Annotated in this window: 30 protein-coding genes and 1 tRNA gene; 19 read left to right on the top strand and 12 right to left on the bottom strand. The window is 33.4% G+C overall.

All coding sequences use genetic code 11. The features are described from left to right. Positions 1-7 precede the first annotated feature (7 nt). From mutM to EHS13_RS23245, 3 genes are read left to right on the top strand one after another with little or no spacing between them, the layout of a single operon-like run. Positions 8-844 carry a DNA-formamidopyrimidine glycosylase gene (mutM, locus tag EHS13_RS23255; RefSeq protein WP_155702682.1) on the top strand — a complete coding sequence of 279 codons (837 nt, stop codon included), beginning with the start codon at positions 8-10 and terminating at the stop codon, positions 842-844. Beyond that, positions 844-1,440, top strand: coding sequence for a dephospho-CoA kinase (gene coaE, locus EHS13_RS23250; protein WP_155702681.1), 597 nt, complete (start codon positions 844-846; stop codon positions 1,438-1,440). The genes mutM and coaE overlap by 1 nt, the downstream gene beginning before the upstream one ends. After that, complete coding sequence (locus EHS13_RS23245) at positions 1,416-1,994, top strand: lytic transglycosylase domain-containing protein (protein ID WP_319633388.1); 579 nt, start codon at positions 1,416-1,418, stop codon at positions 1,992-1,994. The genes coaE and EHS13_RS23245 overlap by 25 nt, the downstream gene beginning before the upstream one ends. Before the next feature lie 92 nt (positions 1,995-2,086). On the opposite strand, the gene EHS13_RS23240 is transcribed toward EHS13_RS23245, so the two are convergent. Further along, entirely contained in the window at positions 2,087-2,311 is a 225-nt protein-coding gene (locus EHS13_RS23240; protein WP_155702680.1) for an alpha/beta-type small acid-soluble spore protein, read from the bottom strand. 104 nt (positions 2,312-2,415) lie between these two features. On the opposite strand from EHS13_RS23240, the gene nrdR reads away from it, so the two are divergent. From nrdR to EHS13_RS23215, 5 genes are all read left to right on the top strand, one after another. Then, complete coding sequence (gene nrdR, locus EHS13_RS23235) at positions 2,416-2,880, top strand: transcriptional regulator NrdR (RefSeq protein ID WP_155702679.1); 465 nt, start codon at positions 2,416-2,418, stop codon at positions 2,878-2,880. A 126-nt stretch (positions 2,881-3,006) separates the two neighbouring features. Then, positions 3,007-3,082: transfer RNA gene (locus EHS13_RS23230), tRNA-Ala, on the top strand. 1,085 nt (positions 3,083-4,167) lie between these two features. Beyond that, positions 4,168-4,419, top strand: a complete 252-nt coding sequence (locus EHS13_RS23225) for a helix-turn-helix transcriptional regulator (RefSeq protein WP_155702678.1) — start codon at positions 4,168-4,170, stop codon at positions 4,417-4,419. After that, a complete protein-coding gene (locus EHS13_RS23220; RefSeq protein ID WP_155702677.1) occupies positions 4,412-4,708 on the top strand; it encodes a hypothetical protein in 297 nt (98 codons plus the stop codon). The genes EHS13_RS23225 and EHS13_RS23220 overlap by 8 nt, the downstream gene beginning before the upstream one ends. A gap of 24 nt (positions 4,709-4,732) precedes the next feature. Continuing rightward, on the top strand, positions 4,733-5,266 hold the full coding sequence (locus EHS13_RS23215) for a DUF3841 domain-containing protein (RefSeq protein WP_155702676.1): 534 nt from the start codon (positions 4,733-4,735) through the stop codon (positions 5,264-5,266). 112 nt (positions 5,267-5,378) lie between these two features. Here the strand turns inward: EHS13_RS23215 and EHS13_RS23210 are convergent, their stop codons facing one another. Further along, a complete protein-coding gene (locus EHS13_RS23210; protein WP_155702675.1) occupies positions 5,379-5,942 on the bottom strand; it encodes a hypothetical protein in 564 nt (187 codons plus the stop codon). A gap of 267 nt (positions 5,943-6,209) precedes the next feature. Here EHS13_RS23210 and EHS13_RS23205 point away from each other — a divergent pair, with 267 nt between their 5' ends. Beyond that, entirely contained in the window at positions 6,210-6,752 is a 543-nt protein-coding gene (locus EHS13_RS23205) for a KwaA family protein (protein ID WP_155702674.1), read from the top strand. Between the two features lies 1 nt (position 6,753). Then, a complete protein-coding gene (locus EHS13_RS23200; protein ID WP_155702673.1) occupies positions 6,754-7,575 on the top strand; it encodes a hypothetical protein in 822 nt (273 codons plus the stop codon). Positions 7,576-8,114: 539 nt separating this feature from the next. Here the strand turns inward: EHS13_RS23200 and EHS13_RS23195 are convergent. Continuing rightward, positions 8,115-9,326 (bottom strand): site-specific integrase, encoded by a 1,212-nt coding sequence (locus EHS13_RS23195; protein ID WP_155702672.1) that lies wholly within the window; start codon positions 9,324-9,326, stop codon positions 8,115-8,117. Positions 9,327-9,373: 47 nt separating this feature from the next. Continuing rightward, complete coding sequence (locus EHS13_RS23190) at positions 9,374-9,568, bottom strand: helix-turn-helix domain-containing protein (RefSeq protein ID WP_155702671.1); 195 nt, start codon at positions 9,566-9,568, stop codon at positions 9,374-9,376. 358 nt (positions 9,569-9,926) lie between these two features. On the opposite strand from EHS13_RS23190, the gene EHS13_RS23185 reads away from it, so the two are divergent. Next, the gene (locus EHS13_RS23185; protein ID WP_227013487.1) at positions 9,927-10,283 is read left to right on the top strand and encodes a hypothetical protein; all 357 of its coding nucleotides are present in this window, start codon (positions 9,927-9,929) and stop codon (positions 10,281-10,283) included. 125 nt (positions 10,284-10,408) lie between these two features. On the opposite strand, the gene EHS13_RS23180 is transcribed toward EHS13_RS23185, so the two are convergent. The 5 genes from EHS13_RS23180 to EHS13_RS23160 form a co-directional block, all read right to left on the bottom strand. Continuing rightward, complete coding sequence (locus tag EHS13_RS23180) at positions 10,409-11,437, bottom strand: tyrosine-type recombinase/integrase (RefSeq protein ID WP_227013486.1); 1,029 nt, start codon at positions 11,435-11,437, stop codon at positions 10,409-10,411. 714 nt (positions 11,438-12,151) lie between these two features. Then, on the bottom strand, positions 12,152-12,679 hold the full coding sequence (locus tag EHS13_RS23175) for a hypothetical protein (protein ID WP_155702669.1): 528 nt from the start codon (positions 12,677-12,679) through the stop codon (positions 12,152-12,154). A gap of 612 nt (positions 12,680-13,291) precedes the next feature. Beyond that, positions 13,292-13,741 carry a hypothetical protein gene (locus EHS13_RS23170; protein ID WP_155702668.1) on the bottom strand — a complete coding sequence of 150 codons (450 nt, stop codon included), beginning with the start codon at positions 13,739-13,741 and terminating at the stop codon, positions 13,292-13,294. Between the two features lie 26 nt (positions 13,742-13,767). Continuing rightward, complete coding sequence (locus tag EHS13_RS23165; RefSeq protein WP_155702667.1) at positions 13,768-14,400, bottom strand: hypothetical protein; 633 nt, start codon at positions 14,398-14,400, stop codon at positions 13,768-13,770. After that, a complete protein-coding gene (locus EHS13_RS23160; RefSeq protein WP_162463213.1) occupies positions 14,401-15,081 on the bottom strand; it encodes a nuclease-related domain-containing protein in 681 nt (226 codons plus the stop codon). A 188-nt stretch (positions 15,082-15,269) separates the two neighbouring features. On the opposite strand from EHS13_RS23160, the gene EHS13_RS23155 reads away from it, so the two are divergent. Continuing rightward, positions 15,270-15,608 carry a helix-turn-helix domain-containing protein gene (locus EHS13_RS23155; RefSeq protein WP_155702665.1) on the top strand — a complete coding sequence of 113 codons (339 nt, stop codon included), beginning with the start codon at positions 15,270-15,272 and terminating at the stop codon, positions 15,606-15,608. Positions 15,609-15,611: 3 nt separating this feature from the next. Here the strand turns inward: EHS13_RS23155 and EHS13_RS37260 are convergent, their stop codons facing one another. Continuing rightward, on the bottom strand, positions 15,612-15,737 hold the full coding sequence (locus EHS13_RS37260) for a hypothetical protein (protein ID WP_264373547.1): 126 nt from the start codon (positions 15,735-15,737) through the stop codon (positions 15,612-15,614). A gap of 75 nt (positions 15,738-15,812) precedes the next feature. Further along, entirely contained in the window at positions 15,813-16,091 is a 279-nt protein-coding gene (locus tag EHS13_RS23150; RefSeq protein WP_155702664.1) for a hypothetical protein, read from the bottom strand. Between the two features lie 148 nt (positions 16,092-16,239). Here EHS13_RS23150 and EHS13_RS23145 point away from each other — a divergent pair, with 148 nt between their 5' ends. The 7 genes from EHS13_RS23145 to EHS13_RS23115 all read left to right on the top strand — a co-directional run bounded on the left by EHS13_RS23145 (position 16,240) and on the right by EHS13_RS23115 (position 23,596). After that, on the top strand, positions 16,240-16,452 hold the full coding sequence (locus EHS13_RS23145; RefSeq protein ID WP_155702663.1) for a helix-turn-helix domain-containing protein: 213 nt from the start codon (positions 16,240-16,242) through the stop codon (positions 16,450-16,452). A gap of 188 nt (positions 16,453-16,640) precedes the next feature. Next, positions 16,641-17,978, top strand: a complete 1,338-nt coding sequence (locus EHS13_RS23140; protein ID WP_155702662.1) for a competence protein CoiA family protein — start codon at positions 16,641-16,643, stop codon at positions 17,976-17,978. 74 nt (positions 17,979-18,052) lie between these two features. Beyond that, positions 18,053-20,035 carry a DUF262 domain-containing protein gene (locus EHS13_RS23135; RefSeq protein ID WP_155702661.1) on the top strand — a complete coding sequence of 661 codons (1,983 nt, stop codon included), beginning with the start codon at positions 18,053-18,055 and terminating at the stop codon, positions 20,033-20,035. Between the two features lie 73 nt (positions 20,036-20,108). Next, positions 20,109-20,321 carry a hypothetical protein gene (locus EHS13_RS23130; protein WP_155702660.1) on the top strand — a complete coding sequence of 71 codons (213 nt, stop codon included), beginning with the start codon at positions 20,109-20,111 and terminating at the stop codon, positions 20,319-20,321. 121 nt (positions 20,322-20,442) lie between these two features. Continuing rightward, positions 20,443-20,790 carry a DUF4062 domain-containing protein gene (locus tag EHS13_RS23125; RefSeq protein WP_155702659.1) on the top strand — a complete coding sequence of 116 codons (348 nt, stop codon included), beginning with the start codon at positions 20,443-20,445 and terminating at the stop codon, positions 20,788-20,790. 77 nt (positions 20,791-20,867) lie between these two features. Beyond that, positions 20,868-21,893: a YaaC family protein gene (locus EHS13_RS23120; RefSeq protein WP_155702658.1), complete on the top strand. Its 1,026-nt coding sequence runs from the start codon at positions 20,868-20,870 to the stop codon at positions 21,891-21,893. 362 nt (positions 21,894-22,255) lie between these two features. After that, on the top strand, positions 22,256-23,596 hold the full coding sequence (locus tag EHS13_RS23115) for an AbiJ-related protein (protein ID WP_155702657.1): 1,341 nt from the start codon (positions 22,256-22,258) through the stop codon (positions 23,594-23,596). Between the two features lie 78 nt (positions 23,597-23,674). Here the strand turns inward: EHS13_RS23115 and EHS13_RS23110 are convergent, their stop codons facing one another. Then, complete coding sequence (locus tag EHS13_RS23110) at positions 23,675-23,980, bottom strand: hypothetical protein (protein WP_155702656.1); 306 nt, start codon at positions 23,978-23,980, stop codon at positions 23,675-23,677. Between the last annotated feature and the right edge of the window lie 152 nt (positions 23,981-24,132).

Genomic DNA, 24,132 nt, shown 5'->3' with positions numbered 1-24,132 from the left:
ACAAATCATGCCTGAATTACCGGAAGTAGAAACCGTAGTTCGAACCTTAAACCAACTCGTTGGCGGCAAAAGAATTCAACGTGTCGAGGTATTACTAAATCGGATCATTCAACGTCCTGTTGAGCCCGAGCAATTTACAGCAGCACTTGAGAATCAATTAATCCATCGAATAGAGCGTAGAGGCAAATTTATTCGATTCATTCTCGATGAAATTGTAATGGTATCCCATCTAAGGATGGAAGGCCGTTATGGCTTACACCAAGAGGATGAACCCATAGAGAAGCATACGCATGTTGTGTTTTATTTTACAGACGGTACTCAGCTGCGCTATAAGGATGTACGGCAATTTGGAACCATGCATTTATTCGCAACAGGCGATGAATTAATTATGAAGCCCTTGCATAAGCTTGGACTGGAACCACTGGATGAGTCGTTTACTTATGAAGTTTTTCATGCTCGAATTGCTCATCGTTCCACTAAGATTAAACCGCTTTTGCTGAATCAAGAATTTATTGTTGGATTAGGTAATATTTACGTGGATGAGTCACTATATAGAGCAGGGATCTTCTCAGAACGAGAAACGAATAAGCTAACCGAGTTAGAGCTGCGCAAGCTGCACACTGCGATTGTTGTGACTTTACAAGCAGCAGTAGAAGCAGGAGGCTCCTCGATCAAATCCTATGTAAATGGACAAGGTGAAATGGGGATGTTTCAGCAGCAATTGCAGGTTTATGGACGTAAAGGGGAACCTTGTGAAGAATGCGGCAGCTTGATCGAGAAAATTGTGGTAGGTGGACGGGGAACCCATTATTGTCCTCAATGCCAGCCTAAGGAGCCGAGCTAATGAATATCGGACTTACTGGCGGTATTGCCTGTGGGAAAAGCACAGTAGCTTCCATGCTGGTTCATCTAGGAGCTAAACTCATTGATGCCGACCAGCTTGCGCGCGAAGTAGTTATGCCAGGACGTCCTGCTCTACAACAAATCGCAGATCGATTTGGGCCCGAGGTCATTTTCCCGGATGGTACATTGCATCGTAAAGCATTAGGGGCAATCATTTTTAATGAGCCGACAGCACGTAAGGATTTGGATGATATTACACACCCAGTCATACGTCAAGCCATGTGGGACCAAATGCACAAAGCCGAAGAGGCAGATCCGGATAGACTAGTCGTTGTGGATGTTCCCTTATTATTTGAATCCATGCTGCAGAGTTATTTTCAGAAGGTTATGGTCGTTTATGTATCTGAGAAGCTACAGCTTCAACGTTTGATGGAGCGGGACAAGCTTACCTTAGAAGAAGCAAAGCTGAGGCTGAAAGCGCAAATGCCGATCGAGGAAAAGAAGCAGCTGGCTGACATAGTCATTGATAATTCGGGGGATTTGGCTGAAACCGAAAAACAAATCCAAATGTTTTGGCAGAGAAAGGGAGAGCGATGAAAGCTGTACCTAAAAAGTATATACTAACCCTACTCTTAGTAATCTTGCTTGGTATTCTCTATTATCAGAGCAATTGGCTGGCCAGAATAATGTATCCGATTAAATATCGGGAAGCAATCGAAGCTAACGCGGCCAAATATGGCGTAGATCCTTTATTGGTTGCAGCGATTATACGTGTAGAAAGCAACTATAAGCCGGAGTTGATTTCCATCAAGGGTGCTGTTGGCTTAATGCAGATAATGCCAGATACGGCAAAATGGATTCTTGAGATGGAGGGTTTCTCTAAGCTATCGATGGATTCCTTGTACGAACCTAAATCCAATATCATGATGGGCACTAAATACATCAACTTATTAAACAAGCAGTTTAATAGCAATATGGCTGAGGTATTAGCTGCTTATAACGCAGGTCCTGGCAATGTCAGTAAATGGCGTGAATCCAACATATGGGATGGTAAATTGGAAAGCATCGACCAGATTCGCTTCTGGGAAACTAGGAAATATGTGGATCGAGTCGTTTATTATTATAAAAAATACCAGAAAATCTATATGTAACAATCTTTTTCCACAATTATATGTAAGAAAGCACCGGACAAGCATTAAAAATGCTTGCCCAATGCTTCCAAATGCTTCACAATAGAAAAGAACTATTTAAATTGACCAGCTAGTTGTTGCTCAGCGATTTGTACAAGACGACGTGTGATGTTACCACCAATCGTACCTGTGTCACGAGTTACCATGTTCCCATAATAACCATCTTGTGGGATCTGGATTCCTAACTCTTGAGCCACTTCGTATTTCAATTGGTCTAAAGCTTGACTTGCTTGTGGTACAACTAGTGAATTGCTGCTGCGATTTTGTCCTGAAGCCATGTGTGTTTCACCTCCTTATCGGTTGGTAAATGTATTATGTGCAATATTCGAAACTCAATACAGGAAACCTTTGGAATTCTAAATATGAAGGAGTGAAGGCAAAAGTGAAATGCCCTTATTGTGATTTTGCAGGCACTAAAGTTTTGGATTCCCGTTCAGCTAATGAGAACAAATCAATACGACGTAGAAGAGAGTGCGAGCAGTGCTTTCGCCGGTTCACTACATTTGAAATGATTGAAGAAACTCCATTAATGGTCATTAAAAAAGATGGCAGCCGTGAAGAATTCAGTAGGGACAAGCTTATGCGCGGTCTCATTCGTGCCTGTGAGAAGCGTCCAGTAACCGCTGAGAACTTAGAAGCTATTGTAGCCGAAGTTGAGAAGCAAGTCCGCAACACAGCTCAAGCCGAAGTAGAAAGCCGTGCCATTGGCGAAATTCTTATGGAATTGATTTATGTAGTAGATGAAGTCGCTTATGTTCGTTTTGCATCCGTCTACCGTCAATTTAAAGATATCAACATGTTTATGAAAGAACTCACACATATTCTAGTCAAGCATCAAACCGAATAAGCAGCCGTTGAACCATCGGTGAGCCTATATTTACCAACTCATTGACAGATGCTTTCACCCTGTGGTATCATCGGTTTTGTCGCTTCACGCGACATTAGAATTGTATTACCTTCCACGGTAATATTCGGGGTCTTAGCTCAGCTGGGAGAGCGCATCGCTGGCAGTGATGAGGTCAGGGGTTCGATCCCCCTAGACTCCACCAAATATTAATTGACACGAACCCTTAGTCTATAAGGGTTTTTTTGTTGGGAATAATTAGTTTGTGGATATTAAAATTAGCTTTGAGTTATTTGCGGTAACAATACGGTAACAAAATTTGAAAGTGATACTGAAGATGATGGGGAGTACTTAAAGAAAACAGAAGATAACAGGAGATAATCTAAACGGGAAAATAAAAAAAGAAAAACGAAAAGGTCTTGTTCTCCTTAAATATTCTTAGGCAAATATTTATTACCGCTTGTAGCAAAGATTTGGTTTAATTATTACTTAAGCTTTCATTCCATCTATGCAATGATGCGTGAAGTTGTTCATCCTGAAAAAGCCTATGTCCTATTAAGCGACTAATCGTATTTAGTGAATGCAGCAAAGAGTTTGCCGATAACCGTGTTTTAAAGATAGTTAGTGGCATCCCAGTAGATGTAATTACATGGAAGGACGTTTATGATTATTCCAAGATTGCTTATAGTGATAGTACACATGCTGAAAAACGGTTACTACTTGAATTGAATGTTTATTTAGGAGGTCTGATGACTATGCAAAAGCATTCATCACATTGAAAATTATGAAATTGTCACTAATATGAGCAAGGTTTTTCCTGAGGCAAAGGACGAAGAATGGAGCCCTAGTTTCATGTATCATTTAAGGTCTGGTTTTGCCCCAAGCAAAGAAGTGAAAACCAGGAATGTTTACCCATCCAATCAAGTGTGGTGCATGTTAGATACATTATTTACGTGCTCTACAATGGGGGAAGCTAGGGACATTACAAAACTCCGATTGGGTAATTAATTTAAGTTTGGAGACGATTTAGTGTTGCCTCTTTTTTTTGGTAATCAGAGATAGTACTAGCATGGCATAGACTTTATCTTCTTCATTCTGGAATATACAATAGAAAGCAGAGCGTTACTATGTCGAATTGACTAAGTAACGTTTTTTTTAAAAAATAAAAACTACAAGTTTAAAAGTTAATATACCGGAACAAAAAGTTATCTTTTTAATACAAAATGTTAATTTAACTTTACATATTGTTATTGAATATGTACAATGTAATTGAAAGGAGTGAATTACAACTTGAATCAAAGTGGTTACACTAGGAACACAATTTACGTACTTCGTGCAGAGCATCGTTGGACACAATCTGACTTAGCAAAACGGTTGAATGTAACGAGACAAACTGTTGCTGCTATTGAAAACGACAAGTTTTCTCCTTCTCTTGATCTAGCTTTTGAAATTGCCTTTGTATTTAAAAGAGATATCACAGAAGTATTTACATTTACCCCTTATGATAACAATGAAGAAGTGGAGGATGAGAAAAATGAATGATGTGATTGATTGGTTTAAAATGAATGATGTGATTGGTTGGGTAATTGCGGTGATTTCTGGTTTTAATATTATCTATATGTTACGAGAAGGAAGAGATGATCGAGGTAAGATGATTCTTTATCACCCACTTATGATTGCATTTACTTACTTGATAGCAGGTTATGTATTCGTAAGAACACTTAATAAACATTACATATTTGATTCAAACTTCGCATTGGATATACTATTTGGTTCAGCGTTAGTGATCTATGTTGTGATTTTATTAAGAACTAGAAGATGGTATTCATAAAAATCTAAATGATTGGGGTTCTCAATGACCCGTTACTGGACTAATCAAACAATAGAAGGCTGGGAGCATGCTCAAAAGGTAGGTTATTTAGTCGGGAACTCTGAATTTATTTGGGATGAGCTTCTTGAATCATATCAGTGGATGATGCTCCAAATGGAAAAGAAGCTTCCTAATTATTCTAATGAATATCCAATATGGCTGTGGACAGAGAAACCAGACTTACGTAAGAGTGGACATTTCAATGGCGGAACTCAAGCGGTTAGTCTTGAAGTGGAAATTCAGAGTGATCGTGTCCTTTTATCTGATTTTGATGCTTGGCATGTCATTCTGAACAATGGGTTCTTTGCATTAAACGAGGAAGAATTTGATTCGTTTTATCGTGGGGAAGTTAGTATCACAAAAGAAGAAAGCTGGGAAAGATTATTTAATCAAGAGCTATTAACTGATTCACCATGGTGGAATAATGCTCCGTTGTATTTTCAAGGTGTTACAGGGAAAATAGAAATTGCAGCAATAAGAAAAGTGAGGACATTTGTGGCTAGAGGTATTAAGCTCTAGCTTTTTTCATTCCCAAATCTTACTAAAGGGTATCCGCAAGAAGTACATGTTCCCTTAGATCCTTAATTTAATACTAGATAATTGATAATGAAACATGCTACTAGATCAATCTTCAATCTCTTTGCAGAAAGAATTCTTCCTTACACAAATATTCTGGTGGGTAAATATCGTCTCTTGCTGATATTAAAGCTTTGAACAAAGCTATTGGATGTCGGTCCTTACTGTCCGAGTATTGATATCCGAGCTTCTCTGGTTCCACAAGCTGGACAATAACAAAAGCATCTTCTTGATCAGTCAACTTATAAATTATGTTACCTTGTTTAAACACATTTTCCAAATGATCGAATGTTATCAGATGATACTGATTGTTTCTCCACACAGTTTTAATTAGCTTAAAAGCTTCATTTTTAATAAGCTCAATAAATCGTTCATGATTTAGGTTTAATTCAATTCCAATAATATAACCTTGTTCATCCATATCATTGCCATATTCGGTATCATACCTTTCTTCATGGTCAGCTTTAAAAGTATTTACTGCAAAGGTCATCTTGTCCAAATAAGAAGCGATTTCTAAATCTGTAATATAGGGTATATTTAATTGGTCAGAGTCCACATATTTAGTAATTTCGTTTTTGCTTAGTTTATATTCATCATATTGTATTTTTGGTGGCTTCAAATAAATATACCCCATATCTGAATATTCACTGTAATAGCAAGTAATTCTCACTTAATCCGCTCCCCTAAACTTGATAATTAAATAGACGCATAATTTACATAAAGGTTTCCAAATAATAATTATAATATAGCTTTTATCATTCAGGACATGAGCCACCAGTGTTTTACAATAATTCGAGATTTTACAACATTTATATGTTAAGATAAATGGGTATAAAGTGCTACTACAAAATGTGGGGGGCTTGAGTTGAGGAGATGAGTGATCCTAATGAATTTTTTATTAAGGCTTTTTCTTACCTTTAACGCGACTTCTTTAATTGTTGTTGTGTATCTAGTAAAAGAACAATATGTGATATGTAAACTTTCTTCTTTACCTAATTTTATTTCATATGCCATTTATTTTGCATTGCCGCTTATTTTTACATTTCTCAGCATATTTATTGCGAATTTCCTGGATAATGACAGTATTGAGATGCTAGATAATAAACAACCTGTCATCAAAGAGGTTGAACAGGCAAATAACGCATTTTTACCAAGTTATTTAGGATATTTCTTTGTAGCATTAAGTGTGCCACATTTCGAAACGCTTATTTTTATTTTTGTAATCCTATTTGTTTTCACCTTTCTTTCACAGACACTTTATTTTAATCCTCTTTACTTATTTTTTGGCTACCATTTCTACTATCTTACAACCGATACAAACATAAAAATTTTTCTGATTACTAGACGTACACTTAAAGATCCAAGTACTATTAGCTTTCCGAAGTTAAAAAGAATTAATGATTTTACATTCATAGAGAAAGAGGTGTAAAGTGAATCATTTAGTTGCTAAAACAAAAGGCAGTAATAGTGGATACTATAAATTGATTTCGGATGTTGAAATTTTTACGATTCCTGATGATTTGGACAATCGTGTAACATATGAGGCAGCCTATAAACTGGAAGATGATGAATGGTTTGCAATAGACGACTTTTCCACAAAAGATTTTTGTATTGAATTTTTGACGAGAAGGTTTATTTCGGCAGATTATAATCAAATAGCCACAGTAAACTACAGCAAGATTGAATACTTATGCTCGTACCAAACAGGTGCTTATTGTTTTCAAAAGCTCTCGGACAGCCAAATAATAAGAAAGAAATATCTTTCACTCTCGAACACTCCAGTGTTTATTGAGGACGAACCAATAGTGGTAATTAATAATATCCCGGATGCTATCTATAAAAAAAATGAAGATGTTTTATACTTTAAAAAATTGACTACTATTTCAAGTATATTTAGAGGTATTGATTCCCTTTATAAGGAAGCAACACAAGTAGAAACCGAATCGTTTTTACAAAATGATTTCATCCAACTTGAGAATGAATTTGATGCTAACAAAGTAAAAACAGCCAATAGAAAACGTATAGCTATGGCAATGGACACAGTAAACACATTCTCAGATACTGATCGACAAAGTATATTTGGGTATATAAAGGATTATTGTGAAGATTTACAATATGATGAAGAGAGTTCTCATTTTAATATTACATCTGAAATCGATCTAAAGAAACTACTTTTCGGAATCGAACAAAGGTACTATACTACATTGCTCGGTGGTGAAAAAAGATTAGCAAATTCTATTTTAGTTCTGTAATTACAGTTAATAATGAAAAGAAAGAAAATTAATATACGGTAGTTTATCGTTGACAATGCTGAGGTTAAGGTTCGATCTTCCTAGGATGCGTATAGTTCTGAATAGAGAATGGCAGAATGCCGAATTTTTTCGATAATGGCGGGCACATTATTCATGTACTTCCAACTGATGAAGTCATATTTAAGTGGGCTTTAAGAGTTGTATTCTGTGAAAGAAGTTTCAAAGAAAATTAAAACCAATGAAATAAGATTCCAGCAATATGAAACAGAAACATTATTACTAAGTAACTCATTGAGCCTATGAAAATGAAATAAATTCGTGGACTTTTGCAACGATTTATCGAGCGACACGAGTGGATCGAAATTGAAGTGGATTTTAATATAACCAAAGTTACTACTATAATTTCAAAAATCCTTTATTGCAGGGAGCTAGGCTGCCCCTAGTTATTTGGCAAAATTACGCTCTCCATGCATTTAGAATGCTTGGCTTTTAGACTTGCCATAAACAATTGTGGGGATATAGAAAAACCGAAGAGTGTTTCACTCTTCGGTTTCCTCAGATTCATTTGCTGCAATACTTGCCATAAGAGCACGATATTTTTTAAAACTATCGGCTTGCATTCCATCGATGTAATGCTGATAAATGTCTTGAGTTATACGAGTGGAGCTGTGACCGAGTATTAATGAAAGAATCTTCACATCGACCCCTGCAATTAAAGAATGTGTTGCAAAGCTATGCCGTAATTCGTGGAAAGTTATTTTGGTAATTTTAGTTGCCTTGATAATTTTATTTAAACTCCTTCTTAAATTGCTGGGGTTAACTGGCGTACCAAACCCTGTTGGACAGACAAGATCAAGATCCTGATATAAGTCACCATGTAGCTTTTTATCCTGTTCAACTTTTCCCTTCTGTTTTAATAATACAAGAATAATTTCATTATCAATCTCAATAGGACGTGTTCCTGCTGAACTTTTTGTCCCATCGCTTACTGAATTTTCTTCATCTTCATTATCTAGAGTACGAGTAATCCGCATTGTAAGTCTGTGAAAATCAATATCATTCCATTTAAGTCCAAGTATTTCCGCTTGGCGTAGACCAATTGTTATTGCGAGATAAAAAATACAGAAAAAAGGATCATCTGAAGCTCCAATTAAAAATGGTTTCACTTCTTCTGGTTTCAACACTTTATAATTTTTTTTATTAACTTTTGGCGATACAAGTTGAAAGGAAATATTTTTAGGAATGATGTCATCTTTATATGCTTGTGATAATGCCATTTTTAATACTTTGTGAGTATCGTAAATGGTACGACTAGAAAGCTTATAGGTACTTGTTTTATCATTAATAATTTTAGTGACGGCACTTAATTTGAGTTCCTTATAAAAATTGTGGATTAAATCTTTGTTTACTTGATTTAATTCAATTCCACCAATAAATTTAATGATCAGATTAATACGAGCTCTGTACGATTGCAGTGTTACGCTTTTAAGGCTTAACTCTTTCTCGTCTAACCATTGGAGTAGCCACTGCTTTAAGGGCATTCTAGAAGGTTCTAAATAGATGCCTTTATGTTGATCATTCTTCATTCCAGTAAGATTCATATAGGCATCTTCGTGGTTAGTAAACCCACCATATTTTTTCTGTTTACGTCTTCCGGTTGTTGGGTCAATTGTAGCAAACATAAAATAATATGATTTACCATTGGTATCATTTCTCTCATAAATACCAGGATATTTTTTTGCTCTAGCCATTTTTGATACCTCATTTACATATATATTTTTACGAAATTTTGTAGGTGTTACCCAACTTGACCTTGAAACCAATTTAAAAAGTTTTTCTTGCTAAATCGTATAGATCTGCCAATTCTAACAATATGAAACTCGCATTTTTCAATTTGTTTATAAGCTTGCACTCTGCCGATTCCTAAAAAAACCTGCATGTCTTGAACATTCATTACCTCTGGCAGTGCATCCACATTACAGTTCTTCTTCATATTGTTGTCCTCCTTAGAATTGAATTCCTATCGCGAATAAACTACCAAATTTCCTTGAGAAAAAAGAGGTTGTTCTGATGTGATCGTTTATGCGATAGTTTAATTCAGTGGTAGTAACAAAATGATGATCATCAATTGATTAAATAATGTTTTGGATTCCTATAATATGAATTTTATGAAGATTTTCTTAATGATCAATTGGTCATCTTTACTACACAATATCTAAATTTAGATTCCTTCTTGATGGCTTGTTTATTTGTCGTGGCTAGTATAGAAACGGTTTTTTTAGATTTACAGGGGAAAATAGAGGGTTTAGCAAAAAAATCTCTTAAATGTGTCTATGATGTGACAATGTGTGGTGGGATTAGTACCGTTAGAAGACAATTGGGGTGTTGGTATGGGGCAAGGTTATGTTCTAATAAATAAAAGTAGTAAAGAAGTTATTACCTATGCTTTTCTAAGAGCTAGTAAAGCGAGAGAATTATCTGGGAATTCTGTTACATCAGCAATTACATCATGGTATTTGCTAAAGAACATGGGAGAGAATATTCAATTTATTGAGGAAGAAAAAGTGGTAGATGGCTATACTGACGTAACAAATCAAATTATTGATGAATTGATAGTGAATAAAATATTAATAGACAACGGTCTTGAAGTCTTTGATGAAGAGCCAATAGTCTATATGAGAAAATTAGAGAATTTTTGGGCAAAATAGATTATAAGTTGTTGGGGAAAGTTATATTTGGTTGCAATAGCAGTTCGGTCAACGGAATGGAGATAAGGTAAGCCCAGAACTTATTTAAGGCTCTGGACTTCCTATTTTGTTATAGGAATGCAATTTTAAATTTCCGAAATTAATTGTTGTAAATAAATCTCAATAACCTCTTTTCGCTCGTGGCCGATTTCTTTAGTTACTAATTTGTAGGCTTCTTCTAATGAAAGGCCCTTATTTATAAAATGAGTTACTCGATCTTTTACATAAGCATATCGCAATCCATGGTAGGTCAATTCATGGGATTTGGAAGGATCACGAGTATCAACCCTGATTTTTTTACCCTCCAAGGTTGTGAATCTATCTCGATAATAATTAATAAAGTTTTGAACCTTGTTTACAACTTCATGAGTTTTTTCTCCATCCTTAATAAATAGCCTATATTGATTGCTTTCTTTCAATTTTCTTTCGAAAACTTCTCGCGCTTCTTTTGATAAACTTACCTCACGGTGTTTTCCGTTTTTGGCTTCGCCCTTAACAGAATATATGCCCGTTTTTAATGCATTTATTGCTTGGGGTCTAGAACAAGCAACTGCTTCTGTAACTCTAACTCCAATGGTGCGGGACAAGATCAGTGTATCTGATACCACATCTTTTCCAAGTTTTTCAGCAAAATTTTTGAAATTACTATACTCTTGATTAGTCCAAGCCCTGTCACCGTTCTTTGGATTCGTTTTTTCTAGGTCTAATCCCTTTAGTTTTAAACCATTGTTATCTGAAATTTGCTGACGAACTTTTGGTGTATGATAGTTCATATACCGAATTGCTGAAAGGTCATTTTTCAAACTTTTCGGACTAATTCCATCTTCTTGTCGATGTTTTATAAATGCAATGAGATGCTTGTCAGAAATATTTCTTAAGTTTTGTAATTTAAAGTGGTCAACACAGAATGCAGTAAATTGTATACAGGAATGCATATATCGGTCTTGGGTTCCATATGAATTTGTCTTGGCGTGTTTAAAAATCTTCTCCATTTGTTGTTCAATTGCGTGTTTACCTTTTTCATTATCATTATGATTATTCATATTCTCAGCTCCTATAAATTTAATGATTACTTTTTTGATTTTTAAAAAAGGACAGATTCCACCTATTGGCAAATCCCTTATCCTCTGACCATCCTCATATTTATAAAAAACATATGAAGGTTTTTTTGAGGAAACATAAGGCTTTGCGACTGGGCGTTATTTCCTTCTCTCTTGGCTCCGCTAAGAGAGAAGGAAATGGTTTGTTTAAAATAGCGAGTTTGAGTATTAAAGTTGCATATATACCCACGAATGGGTGTAGCATTGCTACTGCAACGAAAGCTGACCAAATGTTTGGTTTGCCAATTTGGCAAAAGCTTTCTTTTCCCAATTATTCTACCTGCATCAGCCAGTCGGGTTAGCCCTGATTAATGTAGTCTTCAATGAAGACAAGTAAATGTTTATCCGAAATATTCGACTTTCCACTACTTTCAATTTCAATAAATAAAAAATATTACGGGTTGTCCAAGTTCTTTTTTTTACGACTGTTTAAAATGATTAATTTTGTCTTGATGCTTTTGTCCATTTTTTATACCTTCTTTCTTATTGTTTTTTTGGGTCGAGAATACAGTAACTGGTTATTTGAAAATTACAAGCCAAGTTTGAATTTTTTTAACATAGAAAAAATATCCTTTATAATAAGAAAAAGATGTCATCCCATTAAAGGAGACATCTTCTATTTAAAACTACTATTTGGTTAACATGCTGGATTATTATCATTTTCTGCTGAGTTACTATGACCATTGTTGTTGGTAATAATGTCCGGAAGCCTCAAAAGACACTTCTCTGCTATCTAGAATTAGTTACCGAGTATGGTTTGAATTTTAGAAGATTGAATAGCAAATGATATTTTACGAAATCTTTTAAGGAAACTCCCCAAAGGTTATTTAAGATTTGAGTATAAATATCTGCAATAGAACTTTGATCAATTAAATCATCGTCAATTTCTCTGGAAATTAATATCATTCTTTCATTGACCAATTCTTTCATTATACCTTTTACTTCATGAACGTACTTATTAACCAAGAATTGGGCATATTCAAATTTAATATTATTGATAATGATTTGATTAGAATCAGAGTAATTGTAATTTTTACAATTAGATCTGATATATAATTCTAAATCTTCGACTAACTGATTCTTCAAAAAAATAGGTAAAGCTTTCTTAATAAAGGAATCATAAATGTCATTTATTTGGAGAGAGCTTATAAAATGTTCCTCGATTTGCTTGCGTAAATTATATATATGATAATCCGGTACATTAGCTCGATTATGAAATATATCTAATATTTTATTAATTCTTTCTTGGCTTATCATTTTGTATTCCAGCTTTCTTTATTTAAAAAATTATCAGTCTTCATCTAGTACAACCAATGAATAAAAATCAATTGTACCAGTAATCTTCAATTCTTGAATCAACCGTGCAGCTCGTAAATGCAATAACGTTGAGAAGGTGTATTCGCATGAAAGCAATAGATTTTGACAATCATACGTTGGGAATTGGGTTACTATAATTTTTTCTATTTCTATAGTTCGCTTTATTACAGATTGCTTCTTCAAACATTGATGACATATATGATCTCGGTTCATGTCACGTAATAAATGATTTAAATTAAAGTCCGAAAAGAGCATTACATCATCCCTCGACTCTCTTGTAATCAGGATTACCCTCAGTATCCAAGAACAGATCTATCCCAAGTACATCTTCTGCGTCGAAACTCTTCCCCAGAATAGATATTGTGCTTACAAATATATTTGAAAAACCTCTATAATGTGAAGTATTGTTTAAACACTCTCTACTTAATTCCATTTGACCATACGGGTCAGAACTACTTATTTTGCTTCCACATATGGGACAACATATCCGACTAAATTGAATGTGCTCAAACTCTTTAGGGACTTGGTTCCAAGTCATATGATTTCCTCCCGTTAATGAAGATGCAACCCTTCAGGTTGATCCATCTCTAAATCAATTCTAGATATTGTTCGACCGTAATAAAAACCTGAATGATGATCGTAAGTATAGGTGTGCTGAAAAATGCCATATAGATTACAATCGTGACCCATTAAATCAGTTATCCAAACATGAAGGATTCTCTTTGAGGCTTTTTCGATAGTTTTAGTTCGATTGGGCACAAAGTTCATGAATGAGGAGATTGCTCCAAGGGCAATTACATCTATATGCGTAACATAAAGACAGATTGTTTCATTATTGGTTGATTTCTTTTCAAGTATCTCTTGCATGCTGTTGTATGAATCCAGATACCCTATTTTATTAGGATTAACAGTTTCCTCGAATAATGTACAACTGTAATTAATAGGAACACCTGAGATACTGATATATTCTTGCTCCGAGGGTGTAGTGATAATAGATAGCAAAGGGAGTCATCCTTTCTTAAAAGAGATTAGTTTACTAATTGGCTTGTAATGCGCTTTATTTGTTTTATGGTTGCCTTAATATCATCGGAATTACTTTGAATGAAAAAATCTTTGCCTTGTCCGTCACCATCTAATTCGTCAAGAATTCGATTTCCAGAAGTTTTCAAAAAATTGATTTTTGAGTTCAAGCTAAAGAGTTCATCGCTATTATCTTTCTTGCCGAAAAAGGCTTCACTATGGGACTGATCGACTTGATTATGCCATTTCTTTGATAACAGAATAGCAGAATTAGCTAAATCTTTATCAGCAGCGTTCATGTTAAAACTCTCTAAATCAACCCGCAAATCTTTAATCCAATCTAGAGAAGGTTGCGCTTCTTTTGAATTATCTTTTGGAAGATTGGTTGATTCGGGAGGTTTCATATTTGCAGCTTTATATACTTTATCTATTTTTTCTTGTGTGAATACACTTGATGTAAGCTGATCTTTTTCAATATCAGGAGAACTTGAAGGTATAAGCGCTGTTTCAACTGGTGTGGATTGAACAATATCTACTCGAGTTTTAGTGTTGTCGTTTTGAGAAAGAGCCATAGCTTCAAAGACACCGGAGAATAGTATAAATAACGTTCCAGTTCCTATAAATGCTGTTCTTATATTCATTCAACTTGCCTCCTTATTGATTTTATATTGTTCAAATAGATCTATTATTGAGTTTCTCCATTGACTAGTAAAATCAACATTTCTATCAAGCTGTTTAATATATGGAACTAATACGGTATCCTTGCAGATATGAAAACCATCTGGGCTTCCATTTATTGTAGCTCGTTCATTAGCAATACAAAGTATCCCATGAACAGGAATTTCAGCTAATTTGTTTTGTGATAGAATGCTCTTAATCAAATATTCATGATGAAATAATTGCCCTGTAGGATCTTTAATGTTTTTCTGAGATAGGATATTTCCTGAATAATTACGTTTTATTTGTTCAATTCCATTTAATGTAAAGGTTAAGTCGCCACCATAATTTTTTGTTTCGATATGAATAATGCCAGAGGGACTGAATACGAGATGATCGAACTCATGGCGAATTCCGTTTGACTCTAAGTGAACATTATGCCAGATGTCATAATCGTCAGTTTCTAAATATTGTAATTGGAACCTTACCTGTTGCTCCGCACGTTTTCCTGCTTCAATTTGTGCTTTTCGAATTTCATCTCTTTTTTCATCTGTGTAACTGTTTTGATTCTTTAATTTGAAAAGCAAATGGCTCCACGTTAATCCTAAGACAATTGAAAATATTCCGATGATAAAAAAAGTGATCGCTAAACTTTGAAAATTCATAATTCCGCCTTCTGACAACAAGTAGTGTCGAATTAGATAAAAAGATGTATACATATTAATTTTAGGTATATTAGCAATATACTTCTAAAAATGAGATGTATACAACTCATTATAAATGCAATTAATCAATTTATCTAGCTTCTTTGTTTACTTGTACTTGTCTACACTCGATAATAAGAGGTGTAGCTATGAGGAATAATCATATTTTGAAACAAGTCGGGGATACTCTTCGTGATTTGAGAAAACAAAAACATTTATCACAAGAAGAATTAGGTGAACGGGCTGGCTTCCATTTTAGTTATATCGGTAAGATGGAGCGAGGAGAAGTGAATATTACATTAGTAAATTTAGAACGGATTTCAACAGCATTAGGGGTAGGACTACATCAATTTTTTCCGTTTTCATATAGCGAAGAAAAGCTGACTGAAAAGGAAAAGTATATAAATGCTATAGCTGCCAATTTACGAAGTCACGAATTAGCAAAAGTTAAAACAGCAAAAAATATAATTGAAGAGCTTTTAAAATAATTTTTAAGCTTTTTTAATCTTACTCAATTTTTCTGTTTTTTCGATTGTGATTTTTTGAGTCTCTTGCATTTTTGCATAAAATCGAACTTTATTTTTTTCAATATAATCATTCAAATTAAAGCGACTCATAAGAAACCTCCCAAAGTGTTTAATATAGCTTTTCAACCAAGTTAAGTGTAAAATATAATTTCATACATAGATTTATTAAAATGTTGATTCGGTGATGCCATGATGGCTTATCTGTAATTCACAAGCTACTAATGCCTTTTCCAAACGCAATGTTAATACCTCTTTACGTAAACCAACTTCAATTTGGTGAACAGCTTCTAAAATATGTTCTACCCACAATTTATCGATTAAATTTCCATAACGAAACATATAATGAATTATTGCCGTGGTACAAAGTTCGGTCGTATTAAGTTGCTTACTGAGCTTATCATCTTCAATGACCAGTTTTTCATAAGTATATTTTAAACTATCCATTGATCACTCTACTTTTGATTTTTTTGTTTGTTAATTTAGTTTATTAAATTTCTAATGAATACAATTACGAATAACGTAATCGACTTATTGTTATTATAATTACGAAATACGTAATTGTCAAGGCTGATAAAATATAGGACGTGAACCCTTGAGAAAAATTCGCAATAATTTAAAAAGCCTTCTTGAATCTAAAGGTTGGGAACAAAAAAAATTATCTGAAGTAACAGGAATTAGAGAAGCAACAATTTCAGATATGTGTCGCAATATTAATAAAATGTATTCTCGACAGGTATTAGAAAAAATTGCAGATGCGTTAGAAATCGACGATATAAATAAGATCATAGAAATTGAGAATGGATAAAATTTGCTTTGAACTTACTATATTCGGAAGCCTGCGGAGACCATTAATTGGTTTCGGCTTTTTTTGGTATTTACAGGGTTCAACAAATATTTACTTTTTCTTACTATTTTAGTTGTGGAAGCAGGTATTTCGAACTAGTAGGTAGAATTTGTAATGTATGGATTCTTCGCATTGTGAGGAGAGATAAAATGAATATCTCAAAGTACTTAGGTGATGACTTTAACCTTACTAATTACATAAGCCAATCTACTGAACTTGAAAGAAGCATCACAATTGAAAAAGTAAAACGTATGTCAGAAAAAGGTGCAATGACATGTCCTTTTTGCAATGAAGAATTGAATGTAAGAGCAGGAGCAATGAGAGATATTCATTTTGCTCATCTTAAAGGGAAATCCTGCCTATTCTCTGAAGCACACGATACTTACCAAGCTCAAATTCATCGTGAGAACCAGAAACATTCCATCATAAAGGAAGCTATATATAATGAATTGAAGAGTCAAGTAATCATCAAACCGGATTTACATGTTGAGTATGGACATATAGAAAAGGCATCTGAGAAATGGAAACACTATCCTGATATTTACTTGAAAAAGAATGGGAAGGAATTTGCTATTTCTGTAATCACAAAAGTCCATTCAGCTGGTGATGAAAATGTCGTTAAAATGATAAAGAAGCGAAATGAATATTTTAAAAGTAAAGGATTAAACGTTATTTGGTTCGTTGAAGATAGGGAATTAGCTAATGATTATGGAAACAGAGTCATTCACTTATGGGAAGCAGAATATGAGCTTGCTATTAAAACCTCACAAGATACAATTTGGGATTATTTATTGCATAAGCTCGATCAAGAAGACCCAAAACAATCGATATTTGATATTTTTAAATACAAGAAGACAATAGATCCATCAATCGATGTTAAAAGCCTTTATTATGTGCATTCTGGTGATGAAATGACGTTTTCTGTCTATCGATTAATACTTGATGAGAAAAGGCATCCGTATAAAGCTTTTGCTGTAAATGCTGGATACAGAGTAAGTATGTCCGATGCATTGGTTATACGAGACAGCATTATACTAAGTGATGCTGAAAAAGATGATGAAGATCGCCGTGAATTCGAAGTGCTTTATTACAGCAATAAGAAAAAGCTTCAAGAGGAATACGAAGAACAACAACGAGAAATATTGCGGCAACAAAAACAAAAGGAAGAAGAGCAACGGAGTGAAAATGAAAGGCAACAGCTACTAAATCAAGAGAGCGACCAGCGATGGGAAGAGCGAAAACGTAATCAACCTCAATATAATCAAACTCAGAGTAGTCGATTCGATATAGGGTTAGAAGCCATTAAAGAAAAGTTAGCGAGATGCAAAATTTCTCCCATGTTAGAGATTTATCCTGTATTTCATTCGCATATTGAATATTGTGAATCGATAATATTGAAGATAGAAAATAATGAAAATACAAAGAACGAATACGACAGTTTGCTAAGTAGAATACAGAATATGATTATTCCGTTATTGAAAGAATAAAGATGGAAATTTTATTTATTACAATAAAACATTGAAAATACTCATTTTAAACTAATATTCAAATGGAGGAAGTTATGAAAGCATCGGAAACCAAATTACAGCAAATATTTGAAGGGATCAAACAATATGTTGTTCCGTTATTTCAACGGCAATATAGTTGGGATATAAAACAATGGGGAAAGCTTTGGGATGATTTAATAGAACTATCTAACACTGATAATCCCCGTGATCATTTTATTGGTTCTATAGTAACAATGCCTACTTCATCAGTACCAGAAGGTGTAGCAAAATATGTTCTTATTGATGGTCAGCAAAGATTAACTACGATATTTATATTATTAGTATTGATTCGGGATAAATTGGTTCAAATAAATGAAAAATTGGAAGCTGAAGAATTAAATAATACATTAATAGTAAACCAATATAAAAAAGGCACGGATCATTTCAAATTACTTCCTACACAGATTGACAGAATATCATTTGAAAAATTAATAAAAGAAGATGAATCCCAACTAATTTCAAATTCAGACCAAATAACGAAAGCATATGAGTTTTTTGAAAGGAAATTTAAACGTAGTAATATTGATGTTCAGGTTCTCAAAAAGACAATTACTAATAATTTGTCAATTGTTAGTATAGTATTGGATTCTGATGATAATCCTTATTTAGTCTTTGAAAGTTTAAATGCTACTGGTCGCCCATTGACTCAATCAGATTTGATTAGAAACTATTTTTTTATGCAAATTCATACAGATGATCATGAAAAAGTGTTTGAACTTTACTGGAAACCTATGCAATATAAATTAGGGGATAATCTTACAGAATTTATACGTCACTATTTAATGAAAGACGGATTAATGATAGGTCAAAACGACGTCTATCTTACCCTAAAGGAAAAGGTGAATAAATTAAGTGCAATTAATAATTTAAAGGAAATTGCTACTTTTGCAAAATATTACGAAAAATTATTACTGCCAAACACTGAAGAACATCATGGAGTAAGGAATGCCCTTAAAAGTATTAGTAGACTTGAGAGCACGACAGTTTTTCCATTTATTCTAAAGTGTTATCATGATTTTGCAAACAAGGAAGTAACATCAATTGAATTTATAGAAATTTTGAATATTATTGAGAATTTTTTGATTCGAAGATTTGTTTGTAACTATCCTTCCGATAGATTGAAAAATATTTTCCCATCATTGTATTCTCAGGTAACTAGCCAAAATATTGGATTCATAACAGGCTTAAAAAGAGTTTTGCAAACAAAAGGGTATCCTAAAGATGCAGATTTTAAGGTAAAATTTCTTACTGTAAATCTTTATGGAGGACGAGATAGAGCGAAGAAAACCAGACTAATCCTTGAGAAAATTGAAAAGTATTATGGACATAAAGAAGAGGTGCAATTTGATGAAGTGAAAATATCCATAGAACATATAATGCCACAGACATTAACAGAACCTTGGCAAGACCATTTAGGAGAAGGATGGGATACAACGCATGAACTGTATTTGCATACTCTAGGCAATTTAACGTTAACTGCATACAATTCTGAGTTATCAAATGATAATTTCGAAAAAAAGAAAGCACGATTAAATACAAGTCATTTTGAATTAAATAAATATTTTTTTGATATAGATACTTGGAAAAAAGAAGATATAGAAAAAAGGGCAGAACACTTAGCAAATATCTCAATTCAAGTATGGTCATACTTTGGTGATGAGAATTACGAGCAAAGCTTAAAGGATATTGTTACAGGAACTACCCCTAGATATCTTTGGATGCTTGGACAAAATATTGTTGTGAATTCTTGGAGAGATGTATTTGAACAAACAATGAATTTAATTGCAGAGTTAGAACCAGATCTTTTCGAGCAACTTATAGAAAAATACCCTAGATTTATCGGACCAAGCAAGAGCAAATTTCGCGAATTTAGAAGATTGAAAAATAACGCATATATAGAAGTTAATTTGAGTGCGAAAGAAATTCAAAGATTTTGTGTTCAAGCAATTGAAAGTATTGAACTTTCAATCGAAGATTGGAAAGTCGAAGTTGTTTAAGGGATGTCAAACGATTGATATAATGATGCAAAGAAATTACGATAAAAATAATTTTAAGGTGGACTGAATTAACATGACAAACAAAAAACCTAAAAATCATGGAAAAAGATGGACTTCCGTGGATCAATCGAAAATTGAAGGCATTGCAGATCAGATTGAAAATAGAGAACAATTGGAAAGAATATCCTTTGAAAATGCTCCAGAGTTTGAACGAACATCCGTTGCTGTTGCTAAACGGATTGAGTTGTATAAAGGCTGGCATTATCGTCAAAAAAATAACAAATAAAACTGATTTTTGAAAAGTGAATATATAAACACTCACTAACATAGATAACTGTGCGACAAGATAGCACCAAGAACTCTATATTAGTCATTCTTTTGAAAACCCGATTGAAAACTTGTTGTAAGTGGGATTGCTAGTTGAAAAACTATCTGCACATTTCTTGGTGATGAACGGGATAGGATTGAGGTGGAAAAACAGTAATTATTTATTTTTTACTATGAACTTGAGAGAACTGAGAATGCGATTTTTTATTAGTTCAACTGCTTATGACCTTCACGATTTTAGAGCAGTAATTATTGAACAACTTGAAAAGCGTGGACACGAGGTGCTTTATCATGAAAGCCCAACAAACACAGAGTTGAGAAAAAACTTTAATTTAGAAAATGCTATAGAACTTGCACAGAATTTTAAGAGATTTATAGAGAGACTAATCTTTATAGGTGGTAAAACAGAGAAAATAAGTAATGATTAATTTTTAGATTAAACATGACTTGGACTTTTTTGAAATAATAATTGAGGTCGAGTAAATATTAAATAAGGAGTTTATTGATGCACAAGCCAATAATGTTTAATAGAAAACCAATGAGTATTATGAAAGCAATTGTTAAGCCGAATTTTGATAACAAAACGATTTTGACTGATTCTTGCTGGCAATACGTTGAAATGTGGTTAAAAAGAAAGCATGAAAAGGATGCCCTATTCTACTGGCAGCAGTCTCAACATTTTTATAATGCGTCGCTTACATTACCATTAATATCTTCACCATTGACTTCATATTATTGTTTCTTAAATGCTGCTAAAGCATTGTTGATTGTAAAGAAAGCTCTGATTGCAGATCATCATGGTGTTTCTGGTCGTCAGAATAAAGAAACCAAAGTTTCACTAAATAATGAAATAGTTTCATTTAAAGGAGCGGGATTATTACATTCATTATCACGGCACTTTGATGAGCCATTATCTTTAGAGGAATACTCTTTAAAGAACATATTGTATAATCTTCCCTTTATTCATCGAGCATACAATCTAACGTACACTTCAGAACCGGAATTATTTATTCCGATTATTAATCCTGTTTTTGTTAAGAAAGAAAAATCAAAAGAAGCATGGTTTGAAGCAGAATTAGAACAACAACATTCAAGCAAACATACGCTAAACAAGTTGCCAGAAAAATACGAGCGTGATGAGAGCTACAAAGAAAAATGTATTATTAGAAGAACAGATAGATTTTATTGGACATCAGGTCGAGATTCTGGATCTATAAAGAATTTAACGAGTTACCACAAAAAAATCAGAAAACAATTATTATATATTTATAGTCCAAATCGACTTTGGTATATTAAGAGAAATGCCTCGATTTCTATAATAAATAGAGGTACAATAACTCTTACATTTGCAGCTATGCACAAATTAAGCGAACTTGCTCGTTATACTCCTCAAGTATTAGAAGCACATTTAGAAAGTCAACATAGTTGGTTACTTTCAGAATTTATTAAAAAATCGTTATTGCAATTTATTGATGAGATATCATCTGAGATCACTGGCGATGATTTCCGTGTTACGGGATTTAGAAATTAGTGTTGATTGATGATACCCATTTCTAGCAATAAAATAATATGTTAAAAACTCAAATAGGATAAGATTTCCAATATAAAATGAGTTTTAAGGTTATGCTATGTTTTTTAGTAATACATATCTACTTGCTGGAATATGGTGGACAAGCATAAGTGTGCAGCAGTTTTACAGAGTGAAAGCGAGAAGGTAGACTATTATGGATTAATTGAAAGATGTAGGCGTTGAAGATCAGATTGAAAACAGAGAACAATAAAAAAATTGTATTACAAAAACTCCATACTTTGACAACTCATATATTAATTAAGCAAATATTGTGAATTTATGTATTGAGAATAGTCATAATCTTCTAATTATTGGGGGGGCACATGATCAAACATCAAGATATTATAGATCAAATTTCACTCGTTTTATCAGGTGAAAAGTCATACGACCTTCCTGTTGTTTGTGTTAAATATGGTCTTGATAATGGTGATGATTCCGAGGCGTTTAAAAGCAAAAGAATGTATATAACAAGAAGACTTAAAGGCAAGGATCAAGTAGTCTTAATTGATATTGCAAAGCGGATAGCCAAAGATTATCAATCCAAGGAGTTGTCAAAGTTATTAAATATCCTTTCTCCTTCTGGCTTTTTTCAAATTACTCAGATTACTCGAAATAATATATTCAGCTATTTATATTCTGCTGGGAACATTCAAGGCGATCTTGATCTAATCGATTTTTTGAACAGATCATGGAATTTAGATACTATGCCACCTATTGATTCTAGATATCCGAACGCTACTAGAGATATTATTCAGCATATGTATGCGAATGATGATTGGAATGATGAATATTTATACGAAAAGTATTTGGATATATTTAATCTGCCTGATGAGTTGTTCATCCATTTTATTGAACAATTAGTTCACCCACAGGTTCGAAAAAAGAATCAAGAGGATTATGTTAATGAAATTAACAAGCATCTTATGTTTGATGGATATAAATTACAAATAACAGAACATATCTCGGGTTACCCCGTTCACTCTGTTGTGAAATTGTTTGAAGGAGTTAAGGGAAGAGTCAAAAATCTTATATTTGCTGCTGATGGATTAAAGCCTGAGATTGTTTTAAGTGATTCTATAAGTAACGATATCAAAATTGTTAAAAATGAAGAGTTTTGTCTTGTTTATGACCAACAAATTCCACCAAACGGTTTACTTTGGAGGGACTTGGTAGATTGGTGGGCTGAAAAGAAAGTTGAAAATGTGGAAACTAAAGCAATTGAATCTGAATTATACTTTCGTTTATATAAATCTTTGGATTCGGAACCAGAAAAAATTCTATTCAAAGCTTATTTTACATTTTTCAAAAAAAAATTAGGGGATAAATTTCCGGCTCTAATACCACAAGTTTATTTGCATTATGATCCATATACTATAAAACAACTAGAAAAAGGAAAAAGATTATTAAGGCAAAGAATGGATTTCTTGTTATTGTTTTCAAATCAAATAAGAATTGTGTTGGAAGTAGATGGGAAACAACATTATTCAGAAGGTGACATATCAAGCCCTAAAATCTATTCAGAAATGGTTTGTGCAGATAGAGAATTAAAATTAAATGGATATGAAGTATTCAGGTTTGGTGGTCATGAATTAACAAGAAGTGATGAAAGTCAAAGTATGATTCAAAGCTTTTTTGATAAGTTATTTAAGAAGTATAACATCTAGATTTTTGAGATATTTGGTAAGCCCATCTTTCGAAAAGTATACACATGATTTATAGTGATTGGTGGTTTTAATTGATTGTCAATATCTCGTGATCTCACAAATATAGGGTCTAATCATTGCGGTATCTTCATAGCCAAAATCATGTCTTAAACCACTAAAATAATTTAAAGTTAATTGCGTTCTGTGAATTTTAGATAAATCAAAGAGTCTCCAATTTTGTTTCTCAAATGATTCATTTGAATTTTTTAGTTGGAATGCCCTTAAAACTTTATTATTTTGAGTGGATATCCCTAAGCGGAATGGTTCAACAGTTCTTATACCATTATCATATTCAAATATAATAATCTGTTTGTTCTTTATTGCTTCACAAATGATTCGATCCATATTCAAATCCCCCGATATAAATAATTCAATCAATACAAACTTCGGATTCTCACATTCTTATTCCCTATCATTTCATTATACACGAAAAATACTATTATTTTTTCTGTACTGAAAACTTATCAAGTTAATCATATGATTACTGATAATCACTT

Source organism: Paenibacillus psychroresistens (assembly GCF_009728935.1).
GTDB lineage: Bacteria > Bacillota > Bacilli > Paenibacillales > NBRC-103111 > Paenibacillus_AC > Paenibacillus_AC psychroresistens.
The sequence above is the reverse complement of the archived record's forward strand: the minus strand, read 5'-3'. Positions and strand labels throughout refer to the sequence as shown.

Excerpts from the sequence above, each read along its gene's own strand:
- EHS13_RS23115 (WP_155702657.1), top strand. The coding sequence starts at position 22,256 with ATGATCAAACATCAAGATATTATAGATCAAATTTCACTCGTTTTATCA.
- EHS13_RS23140 (WP_155702662.1), top strand. The coding sequence starts at position 16,641 with ATGAATATCTCAAAGTACTTAGGTGATGACTTTAACCTTACTAATTAC.
- EHS13_RS23165 (WP_155702667.1), bottom strand. The coding sequence starts at position 14,400 with ATGAATATAAGAACAGCATTTATAGGAACTGGAACGTTATTTATACTA.
- EHS13_RS23175 (WP_155702669.1), bottom strand. The coding sequence starts at position 12,679 with ATGATAAGCCAAGAAAGAATTAATAAAATATTAGATATATTTCATAAT.
- EHS13_RS23110 (WP_155702656.1), bottom strand. The coding sequence starts at position 23,980 with ATGGATCGAATCATTTGTGAAGCAATAAAGAACAAACAGATTATTATA.
- EHS13_RS23135 (WP_155702661.1), top strand. The coding sequence starts at position 18,053 with ATGAAAGCATCGGAAACCAAATTACAGCAAATATTTGAAGGGATCAAA.
- EHS13_RS23160 (WP_162463213.1), bottom strand. The coding sequence starts at position 15,081 with ATGAATTTTCAAAGTTTAGCGATCACTTTTTTTATCATCGGAATATTT.
- EHS13_RS23205 (WP_155702674.1), top strand. The coding sequence starts at position 6,210 with ATGAATTTTTTATTAAGGCTTTTTCTTACCTTTAACGCGACTTCTTTA.
- EHS13_RS23150 (WP_155702664.1), bottom strand. The coding sequence starts at position 16,091 with ATGGATAGTTTAAAATATACTTATGAAAAACTGGTCATTGAAGATGAT.
- coaE (WP_155702681.1), top strand. The coding sequence starts at position 844 with ATGAATATCGGACTTACTGGCGGTATTGCCTGTGGGAAAAGCACAGTA.
- EHS13_RS23155 (WP_155702665.1), top strand. The coding sequence starts at position 15,270 with ATGAGGAATAATCATATTTTGAAACAAGTCGGGGATACTCTTCGTGAT.
- EHS13_RS37260 (WP_264373547.1), bottom strand. The coding sequence starts at position 15,737 with ATGAGTCGCTTTAATTTGAATGATTATATTGAAAAAAATAAAGTTCGA.
- mutM (WP_155702682.1), top strand. The coding sequence starts at position 8 with ATGCCTGAATTACCGGAAGTAGAAACCGTAGTTCGAACCTTAAACCAA.
- EHS13_RS23220 (WP_155702677.1), top strand. The coding sequence starts at position 4,412 with ATGAATGATGTGATTGATTGGTTTAAAATGAATGATGTGATTGGTTGG.
- EHS13_RS23120 (WP_155702658.1), top strand. The coding sequence starts at position 20,868 with ATGCACAAGCCAATAATGTTTAATAGAAAACCAATGAGTATTATGAAA.
- EHS13_RS23240 (WP_155702680.1), bottom strand. The coding sequence starts at position 2,311 with ATGGCTTCAGGACAAAATCGCAGCAGCAATTCACTAGTTGTACCACAA.
- EHS13_RS23130 (WP_155702660.1), top strand. The coding sequence starts at position 20,109 with ATGACAAACAAAAAACCTAAAAATCATGGAAAAAGATGGACTTCCGTG.
- EHS13_RS23215 (WP_155702676.1), top strand. The coding sequence starts at position 4,733 with ATGACCCGTTACTGGACTAATCAAACAATAGAAGGCTGGGAGCATGCT.
- EHS13_RS23190 (WP_155702671.1), bottom strand. The coding sequence starts at position 9,568 with ATGAAGAAGAACTGTAATGTGGATGCACTGCCAGAGGTAATGAATGTT.
- EHS13_RS23195 (WP_155702672.1), bottom strand. The coding sequence starts at position 9,326 with ATGGCTAGAGCAAAAAAATATCCTGGTATTTATGAGAGAAATGATACC.